The 23345-nt window shown below is 63.7% G+C and carries 23 protein-coding genes and 1 other RNA gene; 14 read left to right on the top strand and 10 right to left on the bottom strand.

Annotated features, from left to right (window positions below):
* Positions 1-138: 138 nt before the first annotated feature.
* Complete coding sequence (locus GYH34_RS01365) at positions 139-327, top strand: 4Fe-4S dicluster domain-containing protein (protein WP_018267040.1); 189 nt, start codon at positions 139-141, stop codon at positions 325-327.
* 112 nt (positions 328-439) lie between these two features.
* Here the strand turns inward: GYH34_RS01365 and GYH34_RS01360 are convergent, their stop codons facing one another.
* From GYH34_RS01360 to GYH34_RS01335, 6 genes are all read right to left on the bottom strand, one after another.
* Positions 440-1135 carry a hypothetical protein gene (locus GYH34_RS01360; protein WP_161912029.1) on the bottom strand — a complete coding sequence of 232 codons (696 nt, stop codon included), beginning with the start codon at positions 1133-1135 and terminating at the stop codon, positions 440-442.
* Positions 1136-1147: 12 nt separating this feature from the next.
* Positions 1148-2665, bottom strand: coding sequence for a glycosyltransferase family 2 protein (locus GYH34_RS01355; protein WP_161912028.1), 1518 nt, complete (start codon positions 2663-2665; stop codon positions 1148-1150).
* A 9-nt stretch (positions 2666-2674) separates the two neighbouring features.
* Positions 2675-3301: an HAD family phosphatase gene (locus GYH34_RS01350; RefSeq protein WP_161912027.1), complete on the bottom strand. Its 627-nt coding sequence runs from the start codon at positions 3299-3301 to the stop codon at positions 2675-2677.
* Positions 3298-3990, bottom strand: a complete 693-nt coding sequence (locus GYH34_RS01345; RefSeq protein ID WP_161912026.1) for a hypothetical protein — start codon at positions 3988-3990, stop codon at positions 3298-3300. Before GYH34_RS01345 ends, GYH34_RS01350 begins: the two co-directional genes overlap by 4 nt.
* Positions 3991-4002: 12 nt before the next feature.
* Entirely contained in the window at positions 4003-4659 is a 657-nt protein-coding gene (locus tag GYH34_RS01340) for a hypothetical protein (protein ID WP_161912025.1), read from the bottom strand.
* Between the two features lie 74 nt (positions 4660-4733).
* Complete coding sequence (locus GYH34_RS01335; RefSeq protein ID WP_161912024.1) at positions 4734-5495, bottom strand: class I SAM-dependent methyltransferase; 762 nt, start codon at positions 5493-5495, stop codon at positions 4734-4736.
* Positions 5496-5704: 209 nt separating this feature from the next.
* Between GYH34_RS01335 and GYH34_RS01330 the strand changes: the two genes are divergently transcribed.
* From GYH34_RS01330 to phoB, 10 genes are all read left to right on the top strand, one after another.
* On the top strand, positions 5705-6493 hold the full coding sequence (locus tag GYH34_RS01330; RefSeq protein WP_244635221.1) for a hypothetical protein: 789 nt from the start codon (positions 5705-5707) through the stop codon (positions 6491-6493).
* Complete coding sequence (locus tag GYH34_RS01325) at positions 6420-8012, top strand: DNA polymerase Y family protein (RefSeq protein ID WP_161912022.1); 1593 nt, start codon at positions 6420-6422, stop codon at positions 8010-8012. The genes GYH34_RS01330 and GYH34_RS01325 overlap by 74 nt, the downstream gene beginning before the upstream one ends.
* Before the next feature lie 294 nt (positions 8013-8306).
* Complete coding sequence (locus GYH34_RS01320; protein WP_348983905.1) at positions 8307-9389, top strand: lysylphosphatidylglycerol synthase domain-containing protein; 1083 nt, start codon at positions 8307-8309, stop codon at positions 9387-9389.
* 41 nt (positions 9390-9430) lie between these two features.
* Entirely contained in the window at positions 9431-10489 is a 1059-nt protein-coding gene (locus GYH34_RS01315) for an ATP-binding protein (RefSeq protein ID WP_161912020.1), read from the top strand.
* Positions 10490-10646: 157 nt separating this feature from the next.
* Entirely contained in the window at positions 10647-11696 is a 1050-nt protein-coding gene (gene pstS, locus GYH34_RS01310) for a phosphate ABC transporter substrate-binding protein PstS (RefSeq protein WP_161912019.1), read from the top strand.
* A 319-nt stretch (positions 11697-12015) separates the two neighbouring features.
* Positions 12016-12936, top strand: coding sequence for a phosphate ABC transporter permease subunit PstC (gene pstC / locus GYH34_RS01305; RefSeq protein ID WP_244635341.1), 921 nt, complete (start codon positions 12016-12018; stop codon positions 12934-12936).
* Positions 12937-12939: 3 nt separating this feature from the next.
* Positions 12940-13779, top strand: a complete 840-nt coding sequence (gene pstA, locus GYH34_RS01300; protein WP_161912017.1) for a phosphate ABC transporter permease PstA — start codon at positions 12940-12942, stop codon at positions 13777-13779.
* Positions 13776-14561: a phosphate ABC transporter ATP-binding protein PstB gene (pstB, locus tag GYH34_RS01295; RefSeq protein WP_161912016.1), complete on the top strand. Its 786-nt coding sequence runs from the start codon at positions 13776-13778 to the stop codon at positions 14559-14561. The genes pstA and pstB overlap by 4 nt, the downstream gene beginning before the upstream one ends.
* A 30-nt stretch (positions 14562-14591) precedes the next feature.
* Positions 14592-15317 (top strand): phosphate signaling complex protein PhoU, encoded by a 726-nt coding sequence (gene phoU, locus GYH34_RS01290; RefSeq protein WP_161912015.1) that lies wholly within the window; start codon positions 14592-14594, stop codon positions 15315-15317.
* Positions 15314-16057: a phosphate regulon transcriptional regulator PhoB gene (gene phoB, locus GYH34_RS01285; RefSeq protein WP_161912014.1), complete on the top strand. Its 744-nt coding sequence runs from the start codon at positions 15314-15316 to the stop codon at positions 16055-16057. The genes phoU and phoB overlap by 4 nt, the downstream gene beginning before the upstream one ends.
* Before the next feature lie 149 nt (positions 16058-16206).
* On the opposite strand, the gene hpnE is transcribed toward phoB, so the two are convergent.
* Genes hpnE through GYH34_RS01265 form a run of 4 tightly spaced genes read right to left on the bottom strand, consistent with a single transcriptional unit; the run spans position 16207 to position 20352 of the window.
* The gene (gene hpnE, locus GYH34_RS01280; RefSeq protein ID WP_161912013.1) at positions 16207-17451 is read right to left on the bottom strand and encodes a hydroxysqualene dehydroxylase HpnE; all 1245 of its coding nucleotides are present in this window, start codon (positions 17449-17451) and stop codon (positions 16207-16209) included.
* Positions 17448-18311 (bottom strand): presqualene diphosphate synthase HpnD, encoded by an 864-nt coding sequence (hpnD, locus tag GYH34_RS01275; RefSeq protein ID WP_161912012.1) that lies wholly within the window; start codon positions 18309-18311, stop codon positions 17448-17450. Before hpnD ends, hpnE begins: the two co-directional genes overlap by 4 nt.
* Positions 18308-19183: a squalene synthase HpnC gene (gene hpnC / locus GYH34_RS01270; RefSeq protein WP_174242349.1), complete on the bottom strand. Its 876-nt coding sequence runs from the start codon at positions 19181-19183 to the stop codon at positions 18308-18310. The genes hpnD and hpnC overlap by 4 nt, the downstream gene beginning before the upstream one ends.
* A gap of 17 nt (positions 19184-19200) precedes the next feature.
* Positions 19201-20352 (bottom strand): glycosyltransferase, encoded by a 1152-nt coding sequence (locus tag GYH34_RS01265; protein WP_161912010.1) that lies wholly within the window; start codon positions 20350-20352, stop codon positions 19201-19203.
* A gap of 278 nt (positions 20353-20630) precedes the next feature.
* On the opposite strand from GYH34_RS01265, the gene GYH34_RS01260 reads away from it, so the two are divergent.
* The 3 genes from GYH34_RS01260 to ffs all read left to right on the top strand — a co-directional run bounded on the left by GYH34_RS01260 (position 20631) and on the right by ffs (position 23315).
* Positions 20631-22583 carry a potassium transporter Kup gene (locus tag GYH34_RS01260; RefSeq protein WP_244635220.1) on the top strand — a complete coding sequence of 651 codons (1953 nt, stop codon included), beginning with the start codon at positions 20631-20633 and terminating at the stop codon, positions 22581-22583.
* 156 nt (positions 22584-22739) lie between these two features.
* Positions 22740-23171 carry a phasin family protein gene (locus GYH34_RS01255; RefSeq protein WP_161912008.1) on the top strand — a complete coding sequence of 144 codons (432 nt, stop codon included), beginning with the start codon at positions 22740-22742 and terminating at the stop codon, positions 23169-23171.
* 46 nt (positions 23172-23217) lie between these two features.
* Positions 23218-23315: signal recognition particle sRNA small type (gene ffs, locus GYH34_RS01250), an RNA gene on the top strand.
* Positions 23316-23345 lie beyond the last annotated feature (30 nt).

Genomic DNA, 23345 nt, shown 5'->3' with positions numbered 1-23345 from the left:
ACGATCCGTCGCGAGCGGAAGCGTCTCGCAACGCCCCGCGGTAAATTGAAACGATTCTTGCTTACCCCCATCTGTCGCGTCGAGACGCGCGGCGCCGTTTCGCGGGCGCCGCGTCCCAAAACGATCGGGGAGAGTATTATGGCCTTGAAGATTATCGCGTCGCAATGCACCGTCTGCGGCGCCTGCGAGTTCGACTGTCCGACCGCCGCCATTCGCATGAAGGGCGACACCTATATCATCGACCCCAAGAAGTGCACGGAATGCGACGGCGAGTCTCCGCATTGCGCCGAGGTTTGTCCGGTTCCCGACACTTGCGTCCCCGCGTGACGCCAGACGCGACCAGATAGTCGGCGACGAGAGCAGCCCTCCCCGGCGGGGTTTCCCCCGGGGAGACCGACAAAATGCTGCGTGCGTCGTTTTCCGATGAGAACGTGAATTTTCAACTCAACTTTATGTCCGTTATATCGCATACAGTTAGACCGTTGACTTTTAATCCCTGCGCCAGCACTCCATTCAAAACTGGGCAGACAAAGAATAAGTCTCGATGTACATGTTCTGCACGGTGATCGAGCACGTACGCGAGCGCTCGAAGATAAATAACGGGAGATCGGAATAAGTAGACGCCGGCGGAGGCTTCTTCCGAAATAACGCGTTTCTCCGCCGCCTCGACAACATTGCCCGCGGCGTCTCTGCGTAAGTATGAATAGGCGGGGTGATTAGAAGGGAACGTTAAACCGACTGCGCCAACCGACATATCTGTGAAAGGCGAGAGTGCGCTAGTGCGTTCTTCGAACAGGATGTCCGCCAGATCGAAACATAAAATCTCTTCCGCGTGGCCAACGAGCGCAACTCCGGCGAGAACCGTCAGGGCTGCGCCTCGTGTGTAATCCGACAAAAAAACTTGGCGCGCATTAGGATACCACTGCGCCAATTTATCCGATGCAAACCGCCGGCTTACAAAACTGTCACGCAAGACGAAGATCAAGTCGGAATCTGTTACCTGACCGCTGCGCCACCATGCACGACTTTCTATCGCTAAACGTAGCAAAGGCGTCCCGTGCACCTCGAATTCCGATTTGACGCGACCATCCGACTGCTCGAAATCAGGCCCGGCTAGGGGGACAATGACTTGCATCGGATGCCCCTTTCAACGCGGCGCATCGGCGGATGCGGGCGCACCAATTTTGGTCAGATAGGCATGAAGATCAGATGGGGTGCCGAGCCCGTGCATTGCTGCTGCCGGAATCTCATATACGCCGATTCGAGCGCCATTCCGGATCATATGATTATAAACTGGACATGTATAAAATTCGTTGTTAATTCTGTCGTTCTCTACGAACATATCAATCGTTGCATTTAACAAATCTCGCGCACGACGGAAAAAGTATATCCCAACAGTTGCAAGATTCGAAATCGGCTTTTTTTCCGCAACCTCCAATACAAGGCCGCCTGTGTCAAGACGAGCAAACGACCACTTGGGGTCGCAAGCGGCATCTTGAAATACAAGGATGGAGCCATCTAGGTTACGGTCGATACAATCCTGGACATAATGGTCGACCGAGAACTCGACGACCTGATCTGAGTTTGCAACCAAGATAGAGTCTTCGTCGTTGAACAATCGGCGCGCGAGCATGATAGTGCAAAGCGTACCCTCGGTAAGACGGTCGACAGAAACTATCTCTGAGTGTTCCGAGAGACGGTTAATGATAGAATCTTGGCCATAGGTATGCTCTTTTCGGACAAGCACAATTGTCCTTGAGTCAGCCAGCTTTACATTTTGAAGGACGTGTTCGATCATAGGTCGACCAGCGACGTCTATAAACGGCTTCGGTCGCGCCCACCCCGATTTTGCGAATCTGCTGCCTTCTCCCGCAGCAGGCACCACGACCGTCACTCGGGGAACGACGGCTCCCGAGCGACGAGAGCGCAATCGCAGATCGACGAAATCTTTCACTTTTTGTGGCGAGTAAAAACTATAGTAATCTGTCGAGGGAATCGGAATGTTCACAATACGTCTATTCTTCAAAATAAGTTGATTGAGACTTGGGGCAATAAAAAACTGATCGCCGACCTTGTCGTCTGCTATTATTGTCGCCATTGCTGCGTCAATAAAATCCTGTGCTTTCCTAAAATAGTATAGACCAGCGATAGCATGCTCACTGATCACGGACTTTTCTGCTGCCTGAACAACATCCCCATTATTGTCAAGACGAACGTAGGACCAGCGGGGGTGCACTGAACGGAAAGTAACGACACCGGCCGCCCCGGATGATGCCTCGAAGCTCGCCAGTATGGTAGCTATGTCGACATCAAGAACCTGATCGCCATTGCAGACCAGCAAAGGCGCGTCCTTATCCAGCGCGTCGACTGCCAATAGGCAGGTACAAAGAGCGCCTTTTGTCGACGTCGCGAGCGGAATAACTACTGCATTCTCGCCAGCCCGCAGTCGAAGAATAGAATCGAGGGAGAATTTGACGACGTCCTCCCGACAGACAAGGAAAATGAAACGCGCGTCAGGAACTGCTCTTTTCAGAGGTGCTAGGACGTGTTCGATCATCGTCTCGCCATCGATATCAATCAACGGCTTAGGGAAATGGTATTCGCTTGGATCGAAGAAGATAGACTCGCCAGCTAGCGGTATTAAAATCTGAAGCTTCGAGTTCATAAACTTTCCCTAGTCTCGCTCGTTGATAGCCGTAATGAGCGTTGCAACCTTTTCGTAAGTGACATCTGACACGCTGCCCACCACCATCAAGTGACCTTTGCTGGCCTGCGCTGCAGCGATTCCGTGTTCATTGTCTTCGAGAATCAAACAGTTTTCGGGAGAAATCCCGAAACGAGCCATCGCAGTTTCGTACATTTCGGGATCTGGCTTGGCTCGCGATACATCCTGGTTCGAAATAATGAGATCGATATACTGGTCGAGCTTCGATAAGCGCATCATCAGCTCGATAGAGCTGCGCACAGAATTCGAGCAGACCGCCAGTTTGAGACCATCCAATTTCAACCGCGATAGTGTCCGTTGATGGACGAAATTTGGCTTGCAGAGAGCGTGAGCCAGCTCGATCGTGTAGCTTTGCTTCAGATCATTCAGAAAGGGATGGAGTCCTACCGGCAGTCCCTTCGATTTCGTCAAAATCTCCAACTTACGCCGTGTTGGCAGGCCATCGTAGGTTGCGAGGTGAGCGTCCCGATCGATCGCCTTGCCGAAAAGGGCTAGCGCACGGTTCAGCGCCTCATAGTGCCAATCTTTCGCGTCGATCAGCACGCCATCCATGTCGAAAAGAACAGCCTTTATCATCGGTCCTCCTGAAAGAACGATAAGGCTTCAGCTGGAAAATCAGTACAGATCATCACATTGTCGTTTTGCGCGGGGTTCAGTCTCGTACGCCATTCGCTCCACGCTTCGAGATGTGGACGAGTGTGAAGCTCGGGCGAGACTAGTGCGATCGACTTTCCGTCGGCAAGCGCCTTATGCCCCCACTCGGAGGGACTGTGGGGAATCTCGAAAGAATCGAGCCACACACCCGCGCACTTGTTATAGAACGCGGGGTGCGTCTCGGCATCGCTGAGACGACAAAACACGCGAGCTCTCGAATTGAAATAGCTCCGCATATCCGGGACCGACATATCGAATACGAAAGCTGTCTCGATCGCGTAATCTTTCAAAAGCGCATTTAGCGCCAGCGCCAACCCATCGGCTTTGATATTGAGCGCCAAGCGGCCTGTCGCGTTCATGCGTCGGTAGAGCGCGAATAGCTTGTCAACGGGCAAGGCAAGACCAGATCGTGGCGGATCGTGAGAAACGACAAGAACATTATCGAGGTCACGGATGTCCGTTTCCACTCCGAAGCCAGCGGCAAACGCTCTCTCGAACGCCTCTAGGCAATTTTTTTCGGACACGGAGGTCCAAGCCCCGCGATGGGCGAGGATTTGCGCTTTCATCTCTATATGCCCCCCGAGGCTGGTTGAAACCAGATCAACGGCCATCAAAGGCGCCTCCTACCCATACCGACGGGGATCAAGCACCCATTGCTCGGTGGGCGCAGACCTTGATTTCAGGCCAGCCTTTTCGAGCATCATTCGAAGTGGGTCCTCAGCAATATTCGAACAGCCTATCAGAGTTCCCAGCTCTTCCAAAGTTCCATAATTCCATGCAGCGAGCATATCCTGAGGAGTCGCGACGCCAAATTGGTCGTTTATAATGCCATTCCCGTCGGGAGGGATATCGTGAATTGTAGTATAATGACCCGCCTCGAACCAGTGATGATAGTATGCGCCTAACCGGATATCCATATCCGGCCTCGAATGAATAACAAAGTCGAATAAGCCTAAACTGTCTACAACTTGCAATCCAACCTTCGAAAGATAGTATTGATAGAACATATTCCTGGTGGGATTCCCACCAGGAAGCCGCTCCATACCACATAGTGCATAGATAATTTGATCACTGGGCGGTTCGATGAGCAGGGCGTGATCTACATCCGGCTGATGCATAAGGGCCGTAGCATACGCTCTATCTTCGAGGAGCCATGTGGCAAAAAACAAGGCAGGTTGATCGCCGTTTGCTCTGACCTCATCAACTAGCGCCCGAGCGCGCCTGAGGCTAGAGTCAAGATTTGGGCGAAAGGGCCCCCTCATAAAAATCGCAACCCGCATTTTTGTAGCCCTTGATCTAAAATGCTTTCGATTTTGCGTGATGCAGGCCAGTTGCTTCGAGGCCGAGACGCCGTTCAACTCAGCGAGATAACGCCGAGCCCCATTGTTTTCGAGAACTCGGCAGTTTTTGTGAAGTCCGGGTATTGTTCAATAAACTCTCTGTATCTCGACGTAGGCAAAACCTCTTTCAATCTTTTCCAGACAGCGGCAACACCAGGCGTAAGCTCATTGACGACATCATGGAAAGCGATGAGCCGCGCAAACTCTTTCGCCATGAGGTAATCGCGCCAACATCCTTCTTCTGTGTGGTCAGCGTCGATGAGCACTAGATCCCACTTTCTGCTCATCACCGTGTTTGCCGCCTTGGGTTCTGTGGTATTAGCGACTAAATATCGAAAATTTCCGCCGTTTTCTGAGTACCAATCAAGATGCTCGCCGGGAGGGTTCATGTCGATGACCATCGCGTCTATCTCACCGTTGAATCGCTTTAAATATTCAACAGTAAGAACAAACGTCCCACCCATCGCAACGCCGATTTCCAGGTAACTATTTATCTTTTTGCTGGAAAGGTAGGCAAGATACTTAGATAGCTGGATAGGCATCTGGCATGCCATGAAATTTTTGCCGCAATACTGGCGAATATTTTCTGGATAATGTTCTGCTATAAACCTATCCAGTCCGATCTTCGGAATCACCACATGCTCAAGAAACAAAGGATTCCTAAGATCGTCTAAATCTGCCCTCTTAATCAAATCAATCGTCGCAGCCCGATCGAAGTCATCACTAACTGTAAAAATAGCCCTATTCGTTTCGCCAGTGGAGATAAGCTTGTCCATGCTAGCCATCATTGTCTCATCGCCGATTACATGATCTCAAGTTGATAGACGTGCGCCCAACGGGCGTCAAGCCACGCTTATAACCCCAACGGAAATCTCCCCTCGCTTGACTCTCCCCCTCAGCGGAGTCAGCATGAGAACAAATAGGCAACAATCTGGAGATCGGGGACCCGATGTCGCGCAGCGGCTCATCGGAACGCATTGTTTTTTTGCGTCGTCGGATCGCCGCGCTGGAGGCGGGCGGCGCGCCCGCGCCTGCGGCCGTTCCGCGGGACGAGGGGCTGTCGCGCCTGCTCGATCCCGGCCGCGGCGGCCTGCGCGAGGCCTTGCCGGCGCGGCCGACCGATGCGGCGGCGGCGGCCGGCTTCGCCTTCGCCCTGGCGCTGAGCCGGCTGCGCCTGCGGCCGCAAGGCGGGATCGTCTGGATCGCCGAGGATATGGCGGCGCGCGAGCTGGGCCTGCCCTATGGGCGCGGCCTGCAGGCGGCGGGCCTGCCGCCGGAGCTTCTGGTGCTGGCGCGCACGCGCCGCCCGCGCGAGACGCTCTGGGCCATGGAGGAGGCGCTGAAGAGCGGCGCCGCCGTCGTCATCGCCGAGAGCTGGGCCGATGCGGGCGCCTATGACCTCACCGCCTCGCGCCGGCTGGCGCTCGCCGCCCGCCGCGGGGATTGCGCCGGCCTGCTGCTGCTGCCGCGCGCGGCCGGCGCCGCGCAAAGATTCGCCAGCGCCGCCGAGGCGCGCTTCGAGATCGCCGCCGGCGCGCCGCCGCCGCGGGCCGAGGGCGCGCCGCGGCCCCTGCCCGGCCCGCCCATTTTCCGCCTGCGCGTCGTCAAGGCGCGCGGCCTCGTCGGCGCCTTCGACGCGCAGGCCTGGCGCGACATTGTTTTCGACCATCAGGAGGCCGAGTTCCATGGGGCGCCTTTCCATGCGTTGCCTCGCCGTGCATCTGCCGCGCCTGTCGACCGACCGGCTCTCGCGCAAAAGCGCGCCTTCGCCTGATGAGGCGGAGGCGCCCTTCGCCGTCTGGGCCAAGCTCGGCGGCGCCGAGCGGCTGACCGCCGTGGACGTGCGCGCCGAGGCGGCCGGGCTCGTCCCCGGCATGGCGGTCGCCGACGCGCGCGCCATGCGCCCCGCGCTGCGGCTGGCCGAGGCCGACCTCAAAGCCGACGCCGAGCTGCTGGGGCGGATCGCCGATTGGTGCCGTCGCTTCACCCCGCTCGCCGCGGCCGATCCGCCGAATGGGCTGCTCCTGGATATTTCGGGAGCGGCGCATCTCTTCGGCGGCGAGGCGGCGCTGCTGGCGGAGGTCGAGCGCCGCCTCGCCACCCAGGGCTTTGCGGCGCGAGGGGCGATCGCCCCCGGCCCGGCGCTGGCGCGCGCGTTGGCGCGCTTCTCCCGCCGGCGCCATGTGGCGGAGGGCGCGAGCGGGGAGGAACTGGAGGCGATCGCCGCCGGCCTGCCCATCGCCGCGCTCGATCTCGACGCGGCGGCGCGGCAAAGGCTGGACCGCGCCGGCCTGCGCAGCCTCGGCGATCTGCTGGCGCGGCCGCGCGCGCCGCTCACGGCGCGGCTCGGGGAGGAGGCCATGGCGCGGCTCGACGCCATCGCCTGCCGCCGCCGCGAGCCGATCTCGCCGCGCTTCGAGGCCCCGGATTTCATGGCCGAGCGCCGCTTTCCCGAAGGGCTCACGCGGCAGGAGGACATTGAGCGCACGCTGCGCGGCCTCGCCCGCGAGCTGTGCCTGCTGCTCGAGCGCCATGGCGTCGGCGCGCGGGAGCTGGAGGCGGTCTTCTACCGCGTCGACGGCGCCGTCGCGCATATAGAGACGGGAACCAGCCGGCCGCTGCGCGATCCAGACACGATCGCCCTGCTGCTGCGCGAGCGCCTCGCCGTGCTGGCGGAGGAGGGGCTCGACACGGGCTATGGCTATGACGTGCTGCGGCTCGGCGCCGCGCGGGTCGAGCGCTGCGATGCGCCGCAGGAGGACCTCGGCCTCGGAAAAATCGATCTGGCCGGACGGGAAAACGCGCGGGAAAATGCGCATGACGCGCGGCTGGACGATCTCGTCGATCGGCTCGGCGCGCGGCTCGGGCCGCGCCGCGTGCTGCGGGCCTATCCGCAGGCCTCGCATATTCCAGAGCTCGCCGTCGCGCTGCGGCCCGCCTCCGGCCCCGCCCCCGCGGCGGTGGAAGAAGCCGCGCCGCCTCCCTATCTCCGCGCGGGCGTCCCGGCGCGGCCTCTGCGGCTGTTCGAGCGGCCGGAGCCGATCGAGGCGGTGGCGCTCACGCCCGACGGGCCGCCGCTGCGCTTTCGCTGGCGCCGGCTGCTGCACGAGCTCGCGGCCTATGAGGGGCCGGAGCGCATCGCCCCACAATGGTGGAGCGCGCCGGAAAACGCCGCCACCCGCGACTATTTCTATGTGGAGGATCGGGAGGGCGGACGCTTCTGGCTGTTTCGCGAGGAGCTCCTCGGCCGCGAGAGCCGGCCGCCGCGCTGGTTCGTGCATGGCTTGTTCTGACGGCCCGTTCTCATGACAGTCCGCGCCGCCGCGTCATCTTATCGTCACGCTTCGGGGCGAAACCGAACCATGCTCTCCTCGCGACGTTCTCTTGCGACGCGCGGATGAACGATGGGCGGGCTCCGCGCTGGCGTCTCATCCCGCCGCCCGCGGGCGCGCGCAACAGGAACGAACGAGATTCCTATGAACGGACGCCGCGAGGCCCGCCGATCGCCTTTGAACTCCGCCGCCCGACGTCGTATCGAAGAAGCCTACTCCGCGCATATTCGGCGACGCATCGAGGAAAGAGCGAAATTGAAGCGGCCAGACAGCGATCTTTCGGAGGCCGGCGTCGATGCGCCGGTCGAGGAGAAGCACAGCGCGAGCCAAAACGCGGGCCTCGATCTGTTGGCGACGGCGCGCCGCTATATCGCGCCCAATCTCGGCAAGGCGCTCGGCGGAATCGCCAGCCTCGCTGTATTCGCGCTCGCCGGTTTCGCCCTCGCCAGCGCGATCTCCAGCGTCAAATTCTCCGACGTCCGCGCCGCCATAGCGGCGATGAGCGCCGAGCAGATTTTCGCCGCTCTGCTGCTCACCGCGCTCTCCTATGTCGCGCTCACCGGCTATGACGCGCTGGCGCTGCGGCAATTGCGGCTGCATGTGCCCTATCGCATCGCCGCGCTGGCCTCCTTCGCGAGCTACGCCTTCTCCTTCAATCTCGGCTTTCCCGTCGTCACCGCGGCGGCCGTCCGCTATTGGATCTATGCGCGCGTCGGCGTCACCGCCGTTCAAGTGGCCAATGTCACCGTCATAGCGGGCGTCACCTTCTGGCTCGGCATGACCTCTGTGGTCGGCGTCGGCCTCATGGCGCGCGCCGGCGAGCTCGGCGCCATAGACAAGCTGCCGGCTTTCCTCAATTTCGGGCTCGGCCTCGCGACCTGCGCGGGCGTCGGCTATTATGTCGTCTGGGTGTCGCTGCGCCGGCGCCGGGTGCGGCTGCGCGGGCATTTCTTCGAGCTGCCCGGCCTCGCGCCCACCGGCGGCCAGACTCTGCTCGGCGTCGCCGATCTCTGCTGCGCCGCGGCCGCGCTCTATGCGCTGCTGCCGCATGACGTCGATCTCGATTTCGCGACTTTCGTCTCGGTCTATGTCTTCGCCTGCATTCTCGGCGTCATCAGCCATGCGCCGGGCGGCATCGGCGTTTTCGAGGCGACGATGCTGAACGCGCTGCCGTCGCATTCGCAGGAGAGCCTGCTGGCCTCGCTGCTGCTGTTCCGCGTCATCTATTATTTTCTGCCCTTCATCTTCGCGCTCGCGCTGCTCGGCGCAGACGAGGGCTCGCGGCGCTGGAACAGCCTGCGCGAGACCATCGCCCGTATATTGGAGACACGCGAGTAACGACGTTTCCTCACCCAATGCACGAGACGACGAGAGGACCGATGCCGGATCTACGCCGACGCTATCAGGGCGAAGCTCTGCTCGGCCTCGTGATCGACGCGCTGCCGGAGGCGGTCTTCGTCATCGATTCGGAGGCGCGCATCGTCGCCTCCAATCGCGCCGCGCGCTCCGTGCTGCCCTCGCTGCGGCCCAATGATCCGCTGGCGCGCAGCCTGCGCTCGCCGGATGTGCTGGACGCGCTGGACCGCGTGCTGCGCGGCGGCCAGCCGGAGAAGGTCATCTGGCTCGAGCGCCTGCCGGTGGAATGCTGGTTCGAGGTGCATATCGCGCCGCTGCGCCTCGAGGGCTATGAGAACGCCGCCGTGGTGAGCCTGCGCGACCTCACCGAATCGCGCCGCGTCGAGCGCATGCGCGTCGATTTCGTCGCCAACGCCAGCCATGAGCTGCGCACGCCGCTCGCCTCGCTGCTCGGCTTCGTGGAGACGCTGCAAGGTCCTGCCCGCGACGATTCCAAGGCGCGCGACCGCTTTCTCTCGATCATGCGCGATCAGGCGCAGCGCATGTCGCGCCTCGTCGACGATCTGCTCTCCCTCTCGCGCATCGAGCAGCATCTGCATCTGCGCCCGGACACGCCGGTCGATCTCGGAATTCTCGTCGCCCATATCGTCGACACGCTCGCGCCCATGGCGGAGGATGGCGACATAGAGCTGAAGCTCGACATAGAGGGCACGGTCGTCGTGCCGGGCGACCGCGACGAACTCGCCCGCGTCGCCGAAAATCTCATCGAGAATTCGATCAAATATGGAGCCGGCCCGGTGGAGATCACGCTCTCCCCGCTCGGCGCCTCCGCCGTCTTCTCGGTGCGCGACCACGGCCTCGGCATCCCGCCGGAACATTTGCCGCGCCTCACCGAGCGTTTCTATCGCGTGGACGCCGGCAAGAGCCGCGCCAAGGGCGGCACGGGACTCGGCTTGGCGATCGTCAAGCACATCGTCGCTCGCCACCGCGGCAGGCTCGCCATAGATTCCGCGCCAGGAAAAGGCGCCACTTTCCGCGTATTTTTGCCATTGATCGACCCAGAAAAGCCCGATGGAGCCTGATCTACCTCATATTTTTAAATAAATTCAGACTGTTAATGTGTCATGTGACAGTCATCTAGCTGTCGTAAAACTCTCGTCGGTCGCCTCTAGTGTGCGCGCCGCTGGGGCGCTGAACGCGCGCCGACACAGTGAACCTCGAGCTCGAAAGAGACCGAACATGCTTTCCAAAGTTCTCCATCGTGTCGCTCTGGCGACGACCCTGGCCGTGGCGACGGCGGGCGCCGCTCTCGCGATCGACATCTCCGGCGCCGGCGCCACCTTCCCCTATCCGATTTACGCCAAATGGGCGGACAGCTATAAGAAAGAGACCGGCAACGGCCTCAATTATCAGTCGATCGGCTCGGGCGGCGGCATCAAGCAGATCAAGGCGCGCACCGTGACCTTCGGCGCCTCCGACCAGCCGCTGAAGGCCGACGATCTGGAGGCCGCCGGCCTCACCCAATGGCCGCAGGTGATCGGCGGCATCGTGCCGGTCGTCAATCTGGACGGCGTCGCCTCTGGCGATCTCGTCCTCGACGGCAAGACGCTCGGCGCCATCTTCCTCGGCGAGATCAAGAGCTGGGACGACGCCGCGATCAAGAAGCTGAACCCGAAGGCCAAGCTCCCCTCGGCCGCGATCGCCGTCGTGCATCGTTCGGATGGATCGGGCACGACCTTCAACTTCACCAATTATCTGTCCAAGGTCAGCGCGGACTGGAAGGCCAAGGTCGGCGAGAACGCCTCGGTCGAATGGCCGGTCGGCATCGGCGCCAAGGGCAATGAGGGCGTCGCCAACAATGTCGCCAACACCAAGGGCGCCATCGGCTATGTCGAATACGCCTACGCCAAGCAGAACAAGCTGACCTACACCAAGCTCGTCAACAAGGACGGCAAGACCGTCGCGCCGACGACGCCGACCTTCCAGGCCGCGGCCTCCAACGCCGATTGGGCCAATGCGCCGGGCTTCTATCAGATCCTCACCGACCAGCCGGGCGCGCAGTCCTGGCCGATCACCGCCGCCACCTTCATTCTGCTGCCCAAGGCGCCGCAGGATGTGGCCGCGGCCGGCGAGGCGCTGAAATTCTTCGGTTGGGCCTTCGCCAAGGGCAATAAGGCGGCCGAGGAGCTGGATTATATCCCGCTGCCGGCCAATGTGGTGGCTCTCATCAAGAAGAGCTGGGCCGCCAATGTGAAGGATGCGAGCGGCAAGCCGCTGGCGTCGAACTAAGCGCATAGACGCGCGCCGGCGATATATCTTCGAGGATATGTCGCCGGCGCCCCTCGACATGAGGGGCCGAGATGGCGGAATGGCGCGAGACGCGCCGCGTGAGGACGAGCTTCCCCGCTTCTTTTTGGCGCGGGATGTCTGGGCGCGGTGAGTTCCCTCGAGACCTGCGCTATGACCACAAATGAGAATCCGTCTTCGGGAGCGCGCAATGGACGTCGGCTTCAACCGCCAAACGAGAGACAATAGCGTGTCGGACCTAGCAATCGTAGAAGCGTCGCCCAGCGCCGCTGAAGTCGACCGCCGGCAAATTCTCGGCCGCATGGCCCTGTTCGACTTCTTCTTTCATAATTTGACCCGCGCCGCCGCGGTGCTCGTTCTCGTGATTCTCGGCGGCGTGATCTTCTCGCTCGTCTATGGATCGTTGCCCGCGATCAAAGCCTTCGGCTTCGGCTTTTTGACGACGGAATCGTGGAATCCCGTCACCGAGAAATTCGGCGCCGTCGCGCCCATCTACGGCACGCTGGTGACATCGACTATCGCCATGGCCATCGCCGTGCCGCTGGGTCTCGGCATCGCCATCTTCCTCACCGAGCTCTGCCCCCATGCGCTGCGTCGGCCGATCGGCGTCGCCATCGAGCTGCTCGCGGGCATTCCGTCGATCATCTACGGCATCTGGGGCCTGTTCGTGCTCGCGCCCTTCCTGCAGCAGCATGTGCAGCCGGCGCTGATCTCGCTCACCGGCGACGTTCCCGTGCTGTCGAGCCTCTTCGCCGGACCTCCCTATGGCATCGGCATGCTGACGGCAGGCTTCATTCTGGCGATCATGGTGCTGCCCTTCATCACCTCCATCTCGCGCGACGTGTTCGACACGGTTCCGCCGGTGCTGAAGGAGGCCGCCTCGGGCGTCGGCTGCACGACCTGGGAGGTGATGCGCTATGTCGTCATTCCCTACACGCGCGTCGGCGTCATCGGCGGCGTCATGCTCGGCCTCGGCCGCGCGCTCGGCGAGACGATGGCCGTCACTTTCGTCATCGGCAACGCCCATAAGGTGTCGAGCTCGCTGCTCGCGCCGGGCACGACCATCTCGGCGACCATCGCCAATGAATTCACCGAGGCTGTCGGCGATCTCTACACTTCCGCGCTGATCGAGCTCGGCCTCATCCTCTTCGTCATCACCTTCTTCGTGCTGGCGGCGGCGCGCTTCATGCTGATGCGCATCGAGCAGAAATCGGGAGCCTGACCCTTGTCCCTCTATTCCTCTCGCCGCCGCATCAATGTCGTCGCCACCACGCTGTGCTGGACCGGCACCATCTTCGGCCTCGCCTGGCTGGTGCTGATCCTCGGCGCGCTGATCTATGAAGGCGCGCGCGGCCTCTCGCCCGCCGTCTTCACCGAGATGACGCCGCCCCCCGGCGCAACTGGCGGCCTGCTCAACGCCATCGCCGGCTCGCTGGTGATGACGGTGATCGGCGTGCTGCTCGGCACCCCGCTCGGAATGCTCGCCGGCACCTTCATGGCCGAATATGGCCGCTACTCGAAGCTCAGCACGGTGGTGCGCTTCATCAACGACATTCTGCTCAGCGCGCCCTCCATCGTCATCGGCCTCTTCGTCTACACGGTGGTGGTGGCGCAGGTCGGGCATTTCTCCGGCATAGCGGGCGCTCTAGCGCTGGCCGTGCTGGTGGTGCCTGTCGTCGTGCGCACCACGGAGGACATGCTGCTGCTGGTGCCGCTGCCTCTGCGCGAGGCGGCGACGGCGCTCGGCCTGCCGCGCTCCCATATGCTGATGCGCGTCGCCTATCGGGCGGCGAAGTCCGGCATCGTCACCGGCGTGCTGCTGGCCATTGCGCGCGTCTCCGGCGAGACGGCGCCGCTGCTCTTCACCTCGCTCAACAATCAGTTCTGGAGCACGGATCTCAACGCGCCGGTCTCCAGCCTGCCCGTCGTCATCTTCCAATTCGCGCTCTCGCCCTACAAGGACTGGCAGCAGCTCGCCTGGACCGGCGCTCTGCTCGTCACCATCGCCGTCCTTCTGCTCTCCATCACCGCGCGCGCGCTCAGCAGCCAGGGAAAACACAAATGACCGCCATGCCGGTTGTCGAAGCAACCATTCCGACGAAAGTCTCGGTTCGCGATCTGGATTTCTATTACGGGTCGTCGAAGGCGCTGAAATCGATCTCGCTGCCGCTCTACACCAATAAGGTGACGGCCTTCATCGGCCCGTCCGGCTGCGGCAAATCGACTCTGCTGCGCATATTGAACCGAATGTACGACCTCTATCCCAAGCAGCGCGCCGAGGGAGAGGTGCTGCTCGACGGCGAGAATATTCTCGACCCGCGCGTCGATCTGAACCTGCTGCGCTCGCGCGTCGGCATGGTGTTCCAGAAGCCGACGCCCTTCCCCATGTCGATCTACGACAATATCGCTTTCGGCATTCGCCTCTATGAGAAGCTCTCGCGCAGCGAGCTGGACGGGCGCGTCGAGGCGGCGCTGCGCGGCGCGGCGCTGTGGGACGAGGTGCGCGACAAGCTGAACTCCAGCGGCCTCGGCCTCTCGGGCGGCCAGCAGCAGCGCCTGTGCATCGCGCGCACCGTCGCCATTCAGCCGGAGGTGATCCTGTTCGACGAGCCCTGCTCGGCGCTGGACCCCATCTCCACGGCGAAGATCGAGGAGCTCATCGACGAAATGTCGGAGCGTTACACGATCGCAATCGTGACCCACAACATGCAGCAGGCGGCGCGCGTCTCCGACTACACGGCCTTCATGTATCTCGGCGATCTCGTCGAGTTCGGCGAGACCAATAATCTCTTCACCGCGCCGCAGAACAAGAAGACGCAGGACTATATCACCGGCCGCTTCGGCTGAGCGCGCATCGCGCACGAGGACATTGAGACCATGAGCGAACATATCGTCAGCTCCTATGACCGCGACCTCGAAGTGCTCGGCCGTCGTATCGCCGAGATGGGAGGCATCGCCGAGAAAATGCTCGCCGAAGCCATGGATGCGCTCGCCAATTTCGACATCGAGCTCGCCCATCGCGTCGTCGCCACCGATCAGCGCCTCGACGCGCTGCAGCGGGAGATAGAGGAGAGCGCCATCCTCACCATCGCGCGGCGCCAGCCGCTCGCCATCGATCTGCGCGAGTGCATCGCCGCCATGCGCATCGCCGCCGATCTCGAGCGCGTCGGCGATCTCGCCAAGAGCATCGCCAAGCGCACGGTGAAAATCCTCTCCGAGGCGCGGGTGCCGCGCGCCGTCATCGGCCTCAAGACGATGGCGGAAGTCGCCGCCATACAGCTGAAGGACGTGCTCGACGCCTACGCCCAGCGCGACGTCGAGCGCGCAAGAGCCGTGTGGACCAATGACAGCGAGCTCGATGCGCTGGAAGATTCCGTGTTCCGCGATCTCCTCACCTTCATGATGGAGGACCCGCGCAACATCTCTTTCTGCACGCATCTGCTCTTCTGCTCGAAGAACATAGAGCGCATCGGCGACCACACCACAAATGTCGCCGAGACGATCGTCTATCTCGTCACTGGCGAGGCGATGCCGACCGATCGGCCGAAGGGCAGATCGGCGAGCCTTTCCGCCAGCGCGGAACCGGATGAGCCCGCAAAATGAATGAAATCCGCGTCGCCGCTCCGCGCGAGGCGCCGCATGACCGAGCGCCGCGCATTCTCGTCGTCGAGGACGATGCGGCGCTGGCGCTGCTGCTCGGCTATAATCTCGAGGCCGAGGGCTTTCTCGTCGAGCATATAGAGCGTGGCGACGAGGCGGAAATCCGCCTCGCCGAATCGCAGCCCGATCTCGTCATTCTCGACTGGATGCTGCCCGGCGTCTCCGGCCTCGAGATCTGTCGGCGCCTTCGCGCGCGCGACGACACGCGCAGCATGCCGGTGATCATGCTCACCGCGCGCGGCGACGAGAATGAGCGTGTGCGCGGCCTCTCCATCGGCGCCGACGATTATGTGGTGAAGCCCTTCTCGCCGCCGGAGCTGATGGCGCGTGTCCATGCGCTGCTGCGCCGCGCGCGGCCGGAGCGGGTGGCGACGCGGCTCGTCGCCGGCGACATAGACCTCGACCGCGAGACGCGCCGCGTCAAGCGCGGCGGGCGCGAGATTCATCTCGGTCCGACGGAGTTCCGCCTGCTGGAATATCTGATGGAAAAGCCCGGCCGCGTCTTCTCGCGCGCGCAATTGCTGGACAGCGTGTGGGGCCTCTCGGCGGAGATCGACGAGCGCACCGTCGACGTGCATGTCGGGCGTCTGCGCAAGGCGATCATCCGCGGCCGCGAGAAGGACCCGATCCGCACCGTGCGCGGCACCGGCTATTCCTTCGACGAGACTTTCGGGAGGAATTGAGGAGGCGTTCTCGGCGTTGTGAGCGACGCCCCCTCCCGCTCACGCGGGAGAGGGAAGGCGGCAGGCGTTTCGCGAACTCTCGATGACGCGCCGAATCTGCTCCCTCTCCCGCAAAGCGGGGGAGGGCCGGGGAGGGGGCCGCCCGGGCGTTACGACCGCGCCGCCAGCTCCGCCGCGCGATAGCCCGACCTTATCGCCCCTTCGATCGTCGCCGGAAGGCCTGTCGCTGTCCAATCGCCGGCGAGGAGGAGATTGCGCCAGCGCGTCACAGCGCTGGGGCGACGCTGCTGCTGCGCCGGCGTCGCGGCGAAAGTGGCGCGCTTTTCCTTCACGATCTGCCAGGCCGGCAACTGCGTCGGCAGGCCGGTCGCCGCGGCGACCTCGGCCCAGATGCGCTCGGCGAGGCTCTCGCGGGACTCGTCCATCAGCCGATCGGCGCCGCTGATCGTCACCGAGAGCCTGTCCTCGAAAGCGAACAGCCATTCGGTGAGCGAGCCGATCATGCCGAGCAGCGCCGGCTGGCCCGGCGGCGGCGCGATCTTGAAATGCGCATTGACGATGCCGCGGAAGTCATCCGGCGCCACGAGACCCGGAACGAGCTCCTGCGCCGACCAGGGCGGGACGGCGAGAACGATGCGATCATTTGCGCCGAGCGTGATTTTCTCGTCGCCGAAATCGAGCGCTGTGGCGCGCTCGCCGGAAAATTCGATTCCCTTCAGCCGCGCGGCGAAGCGCGGCGCGGCGCCCCGCGCGGCGAGCGCGCTCAGCGCCGGCTCGATGAAAGCCGTCCCGAGCCCGCGCCGCGCGACCAGCGGACGGCAGGCGGCGCCGCCGGCGGCCAAAGTCTCGCGCAGCACGGCGGCGGCGAGAGCGGCGGAGGAGCAGCGCGGCTCCGTATTGAGCGCGGAGAGCAGCACCGGCCCCCACAGACGCTCATAGAGCACGCCCGAGCAATTCATCGCCTCGCCGATGGTCGCGCCCTTTTTGGCGAGGAGAATGCCGATCGCGCCGAGGTAATCGCCCGGCGCCGTGCCGGGCGCGCGGCGATCTTCAACGAAAATCCACCAGGGCAGGCGCGAAGAATTGGGCCGCATGCGCCAGCGCGTTCCGTCGCGCATATCTAAAAAGTCGAAGGCGCATTCCTTCGGCCCGACCAGCTCCTCCGCCGAGCCGATGCGGCGGGCGTAATCCAGCGCCGTGGAATTGCCGGAGAGCAGCAGATGATTGCCATTGTCGATGGTGAGATCGAGGCTGGAATCATAATAGGAGCGGCAGCGCCCGCCCGCCATGCGCGCGGCCTCGTAGAGCGAGAGGCTGTGGCCCTCGTCGGTCAGGCGAATGGCGCAGGAGAGGCCCGCGAGGCCGGCGCCGATGATATGGGTGGTTCCGCTCACGTCAGCGCGAATCTCAGCAGGGCCAGCAGGACCTTTGTCCGCGAGGCGGAGACCGGCGCCCGTGGCGGCGCGAAGCCGCGCGCCACCAGACGGTCGAGAACCGAGCGATAGGCCGTCGCCATCAGATAGGGCGCCTTCACCGCGCGCTGCGGCGAGACGCGCATCAGCAGCTCCGATTCCGCATAATGCTTGCGCGCGCGCTCGGCCACTGCAGCGCAGACTTGCTGAAGGCCGGGGTGCGCCAGCACTGCGCCGCGCGCGAAATCGGTGACGCCTGCGGCCTCCAACGCCTCGCGCGGCAGATAGAGCCGACCGCGCGCCTCGTCCTCGTCGAGATCGCGCAGAATATTGGTGAGCTGCAAGGCGCGGCCCATGTGATAGGCGAGCATTCGCGCCTTGGTCGGCAGCGCGCCGGCGGCGCAATCCGCCTCGTCGGCGAGACCGAAGACGCGCACGGAGAGCCGCCCCACGGCGCTCGCGACATGATCGCAATAGAGATCGAGCCGATCCCATTCCGGCGCGCGAATGTCCTCGACGACATCCATCGCCATCCCGTCTATGACCGCCTCGAAATCGGCGCGCTCGAGGCCGAAGCGGCGCACCGGCCGCGCCAGATCGGCGCAACGCTTATGCGTGCGGCCGGCGTAGAGCGCATCGAGATCGCGCCGCCAATCGTCGAGCTGGGAGAGGCGCAAGGCGCGGTCGCCCTCCTCATCCGCGATATCGTCGACGGCGCGGCAGAAGCCGTAGATCGCATACATCGCATCGCGCCGCTCGGGCTCGAGAATGCGCATGGCGAGATAGAAAGAGCTTTTCGCGGCGACCCGCGGCGCCTCGGGGGCGATCGTCTCGACGCTCATCGCGCGACGCTCGCGGCGACGACGCGCGGCGATATGAGCCGGCGCAGCAGAGTGGTCCCGGCGCCGGCGAGCGCCGTGAGCAGATATTGGCGCTTGGAGGCGTGGACCTTCTCGCTCAGCGGATCGGCGACGCGCAGCCGCGCGGTGAGCGTCTCGGCGAGGCGCTGGATCGCGCCCACTTCCATGGCGAGGCGCGTGTCGACGATGAGATCGGCGAAGGGCGCGCTCTCCTTCAGCAGCCCCTGCGTGCGCTCGGCCAGCGCGCGCAATGTCGCGGCGAGCTGCGGCGAGGCGCGATCGGCGGCGAGCATCTCGACGCCCGCGCCATTGGCGGCGAGCATGTCCTGCGGCAGATAGACGCGATCGAGATTGCGATAATCTTTCGCGCAATCCTGCAGATGATTGATGATCTGCAGCGCCGCGCAGAGGGCGTCATTGGCCGCCCATGTCCGCGCGCGATCCTCGCCATGGACGTCCAGCACGAAGCGGCCGACCGGCATGGCCGAATAGCGGCAATAATCAATGAGATCGTCCCAGTCGCGATAGCGCAATTGCGTCACATCGCGGCGAAAGGCAATGAGCAGATCCTGCGCATGGCGGGGCTCGAGGCCGCGCGCGGCCAGCTCGGCGCGCAGCTTTGCTGCGACGGGGATATCCTCGCCGGAGCCGAGCAGCGCCGCCTCCATGCGGTCCAGCATGGCGATCTTCTGATCGGCCGGGAGCGTCGCATGGTCGGAGATATCGTCCGCCGCGCGCACGAAATCGTAGAAAGCCAGCACGGCCGCGCGATGGCGCGGCGCGAAGAGAGAGGCGACGGGGAAATTCTCGTCCTTATGGCCCTTCCCCGAAGCGGCGGCGGCGATGTCGCTCATGTGATCGCTCATCCTCCTCAGGGGGCCTGATAGCGGCCCTTCCACGCGCCGCCGCGCCCGCGTGTGTGCCGCCAAGCGGACAATAGCGTGAACCACGTATAGCAGGCGGCGACCGCCGGCAAGGCGAAGGCGCCCAGCCGATTGCGTCCGTAGAAACGCAGAGACGGCATATAGGACTGCGCCATCAATAGATAGGCGACGAGCGCGATATAGGCCGCCGGCTCTGGCGCCGCGAAGGCGAGAATGGGCGGCGCGAGATAGACGAGGCCCATGCCGAGAACCGCGCCGGCGAGACGCCAGGGAGAATAGCCCAATTGCGCATAGGCCGAGCGCGTCACCATCTGCTCTATATCGCGCAAATACGGATAGGGCCGCAGGCTCCAAGCGTCGTCGGTGAGGCCGAGCCAGATCGGCCCCTGCTTCTTCATGAGCTTGCCGAGCGCGCAATCGTCGATCAGCGCGCCGCGGATTTGTTGCAGGCCGCCGGCCTCCTCCAGCGCCGCCGGGCGCACCAGCATCACCCCGCCGGCCGCCCCGGCGACCGGGCTTTTCGGGTCGTTCACGCGCGGGAAGGGGTAGAGCATTTGGAAGAAGAAGACGAAAGCCGGCACGAACCAGCGCTCGGCGAGGCTCTCGCAGCGCAGCTTGACCATCAGCGAGGAGAGCACCGTCCCGCGCGCCGCCGCCCCGGCGACCAGCCGCTCGACGAGGCCCGGTGCGAAGGCGATGTCGGCGTCGCAGAACAGCACGAAATCGGGCGAGACGCCGGAGGAGAGCACATGGGCGAAGCCGCGGTCCATGGCCGCGAGCTTGCCGGTCCAGCCCTGCTCCGGGCGCCCCTGGAGCACGGTGAGCCGATCCTCGGCGCCCTCCTCGCGGGCGCAGGTGCGGGCGACCTCGGCCGTGCCGTCGGAGCTCTCGTCATCGACGAGGACGATCTCGAGCCGGCCCGAAAACTCCTGGCGGAACAAGGATCGAAGGCCGATGGCGACGACATCCGCCTCATCGCGCGCCGGAATGACGGCGACGACGCGGACGCCCTTGGGAGCCTGCGCGCCCTTGGGGACGAAACGGCGGTCGTGCTCAGTGAGGCGCCAGAAGCCGCCATTGCCGAGCAGGAGATAGAGCCAGACGAGGAGGCCGACGCCTCCGAGGACAATCGCGATCATATTCCGAGCGTTCGCGTCGCCGGGGTCGCCGGGGACGATGTGACGAGGGCTCGGCCATAGCATCGCCGCGGCCGCGAGGCCAGCCCGGCCGGCGGCCGGCGCGCCGCAACCGCCCGCGTCTACGGGATTTTCCTCAGAAATGGCCGGCGGCGGCTTCTCTTCTATCTGGAACAGGCGTATATCGCCGCGCCGGCGCAGCCGGGTCCGAGCATGCCGAACAGCATGTCGAGGGACCGGCGGCGCGCCCGCGCATTCCGATGTCATTCGAGGAAATTTCCATGGATCCCAATGTGGCGCGTGACGCGGCGGGCTCTTCCTCTCGATGCGACGCGGAGGGCGCGTCGGCGACGCAGCCGGCGCCCGTCGCCGAGGGACACGGCTCGGCGAACGCCGCCGGCCTCATCATCGGCTCGATCGGCGTCGTCTATGGCGATATCGGCACCAGCCCGCTCTATGCGCTGCGCGAGTCGCTCGCCCACGCCAAATCCGGCGGGCTCGGCGAGGATGTCGTCATCGGCACGATCTCGCTGCTCATTTTCGCGCTGATCTTCACCGTCACCGCGAAATATGTGTTCTTCCTGATGCGCGCCGACAATCGCGGCGAGGGCGGCATTCTCTCGCTGATGGCGCTGGCGCAGAGCGCGCTGGGCCGGCGCGCGACCCCTGTCTTCCTGCTCGGCGTCGCCGGCGCGGCGCTGTTCTCTGGCGACGCCATCATCACGCCGGCCATCTCCGTGCTATCGGCGGTCGAGGGCCTCGAGATCGTCAATCCGAAATTCGGCGAGTTCGTCTTCCCCATCACCGTCGCGATTCTCGTCTCGCTGTTCTGGGGGCAGAGCCATGGCACGGCGCGCGTCGCCGCGCTGTTCGGCCCGGTGATGGCGATCTTCTTCATCGTGATGGCGGCGCTCGGCGCCTCCCATATCGGCGATGCCCCGCAGGTGCTGCGCGCCTTCGATCCGCGCCATGGCTTCATGTTTCTGCTGACCCATGGCTGGATCGGCTTCGCCGTGCTGGGCTCGGTCTTCCTCGTCGTCACCGGCGCCGAGGCGCTCTACGCCGATATGGGCCATTTCGGCCGCGCGCCGATCCAGATCGCCTGGATCTTCTTCGTGCTGCCGGCCCTGTTCCTCAATTATCTCGGCCAGGGCGCGTTGATCCTCGCCGATCCCAAGGCGATCGAGAATCCCTTCTTCCTGCTGGCGCCGGACTGGGCGCTGCTGCCGCTGGTCATTCTCTCGACGCTCGCCACCGTCATCGCCAGCCAGGCGGTCATCACCGGCGCCTTCTCCATCGTGCGCCAGGCGATACAACTCGGCCTGCTGCCGCGCCTCGAGATCACCCACACTTCCGCGACGCAGGAGGGGCAGATCTATATCGGCCGCGTCAATCGGCTGCTGCTGATCGGCGTGCTGGTGCTGGTCACGGCCTTCAAGAGCTCGAGCGCGCTCGCCTCCGCCTATGGCATCGCCGTGACCGGCACGATGGTGACGACGACGGCGCTCGCCTTTATCGTCGTGTGGCGCAAATGGCATTGGCCGCTGTGGGCGGCGTCGCTGTTCATCCTGGCCTTCCTCACCGTCGATCTCGCCTTTCTGGCCGCCAATCTGATGAAGGTGGTCGAGGGCGGCTGGGTTCCGTTGCTGCTCGGCGGCGGCTCCATGGTGGTGATGTGGACCTGGGTGCGCGGCACCTCGCTGCTCGCGGAGAAGACGCATCGCGATTCGATCCCCATCCGCGATCTCATCGCCATGCTGGAGAAATCCAAGCCGACGCGCGTGCCCGGCACGGCCGTCTTCCTGACCAGCGACCCGGAGGTCGCGCCCACCGCGCTGCTGCATAATCTCAAGCACAATAAGGTGCTGCACGAGCGCGTGCTGGTCATATGCGTGAACACGGAGGACACGCCGCGCGTGCCGCCGGAAAAGCGCTTCGAGATCGAGAAGCTCGCGCCCGACTTCACCCGCGCGACTCTGCACTTCGGCTTCATGGAGAGCCCGCGCGTGCCGGCGGCGCTGGCGGCGATGCGCAAGGCGGGGGTCAAATACGATATTATGACCACCTCCTTCTTCCTCGGCCGGCGCTCGATCAAGGAGAGCCCGGCCTCGGAAATGCCGGTCTGGCAGGACAGGCTCTATGTCGCGCTGACCCGGCAATCGGCCAACGCCACGGACTTCTTCTCCATACCGACCGACCGTGTGGTGGAACTCGGCGCTCAGCTGACGATCTGACGCCTCGCCGAGCAGCGCGGGCGCGAGCGCGATTACGTGGTTTCCACGATTTGCGCGCGCGCCGCGCATTTCCGAGAATCGCGCCAGCGAGCAGCGTCGCGTGCGCGTAGCCTCGGAGGGCCGCCTCCCACGCGCCGCGACCGGCGGGAGGATGCGATGGCCAATCTGAATTTCGACGATTTTCGTGATCTCGGAAAATATCAGCTCGACGCCTTCAACACCGCGACCAGTTCCACCGCCAAGAGCCTGCGCGCCATAGCGGAGGAGGCGACCGACTACTCCAAGCAATCGCTCGACAATAGCCGCAATTATTTCGAGAAGCTGATGCGCGTGCAGAAAATCGACGACATCGTGCAATTGCAGTCGGAGTTCTACCGCAACGCCTATGGCGATTTCTTCGCCCGCGCCTCGCGCGTCGGCGAGCTGTGCTCCAATCTCGCCAAAGAGGCTTTCGTCTCCGCCCAGAGCGCGAGCGAGCAGGCCACCAAGGCGAGCCAGGAGGCGGCCGGCAAGATCATCGCCGACATCAGCGAGCAGACCGAGAAGCTCGCCGCCAAGGCGCGCGAGGTGGGCAAGGGGGAGCATTAGCAAAGGCGCTCTTGCGCCGGCGCGCGAGTTTTGCCACATAGGGCGCGGGAGGTTGGCGGTGGACGCTCCACTCGCCAACCGGGTCAGGTCCGGAAGGAAGCAGCCCTAACGAGTTCCGGGCGGGTCTTCGTCCAGCCTCCCACTTTTTGCGCCGCCGCCCCGGCGCCGACCAAA

This window comes from Methylosinus sp. C49, assembly GCF_009936375.1.
In the GTDB taxonomy this organism is placed as follows: domain Bacteria; phylum Pseudomonadota; class Alphaproteobacteria; order Rhizobiales; family Beijerinckiaceae; genus Methylosinus.
This window is presented reverse-complemented; position numbering and strand designations above follow the sequence as displayed.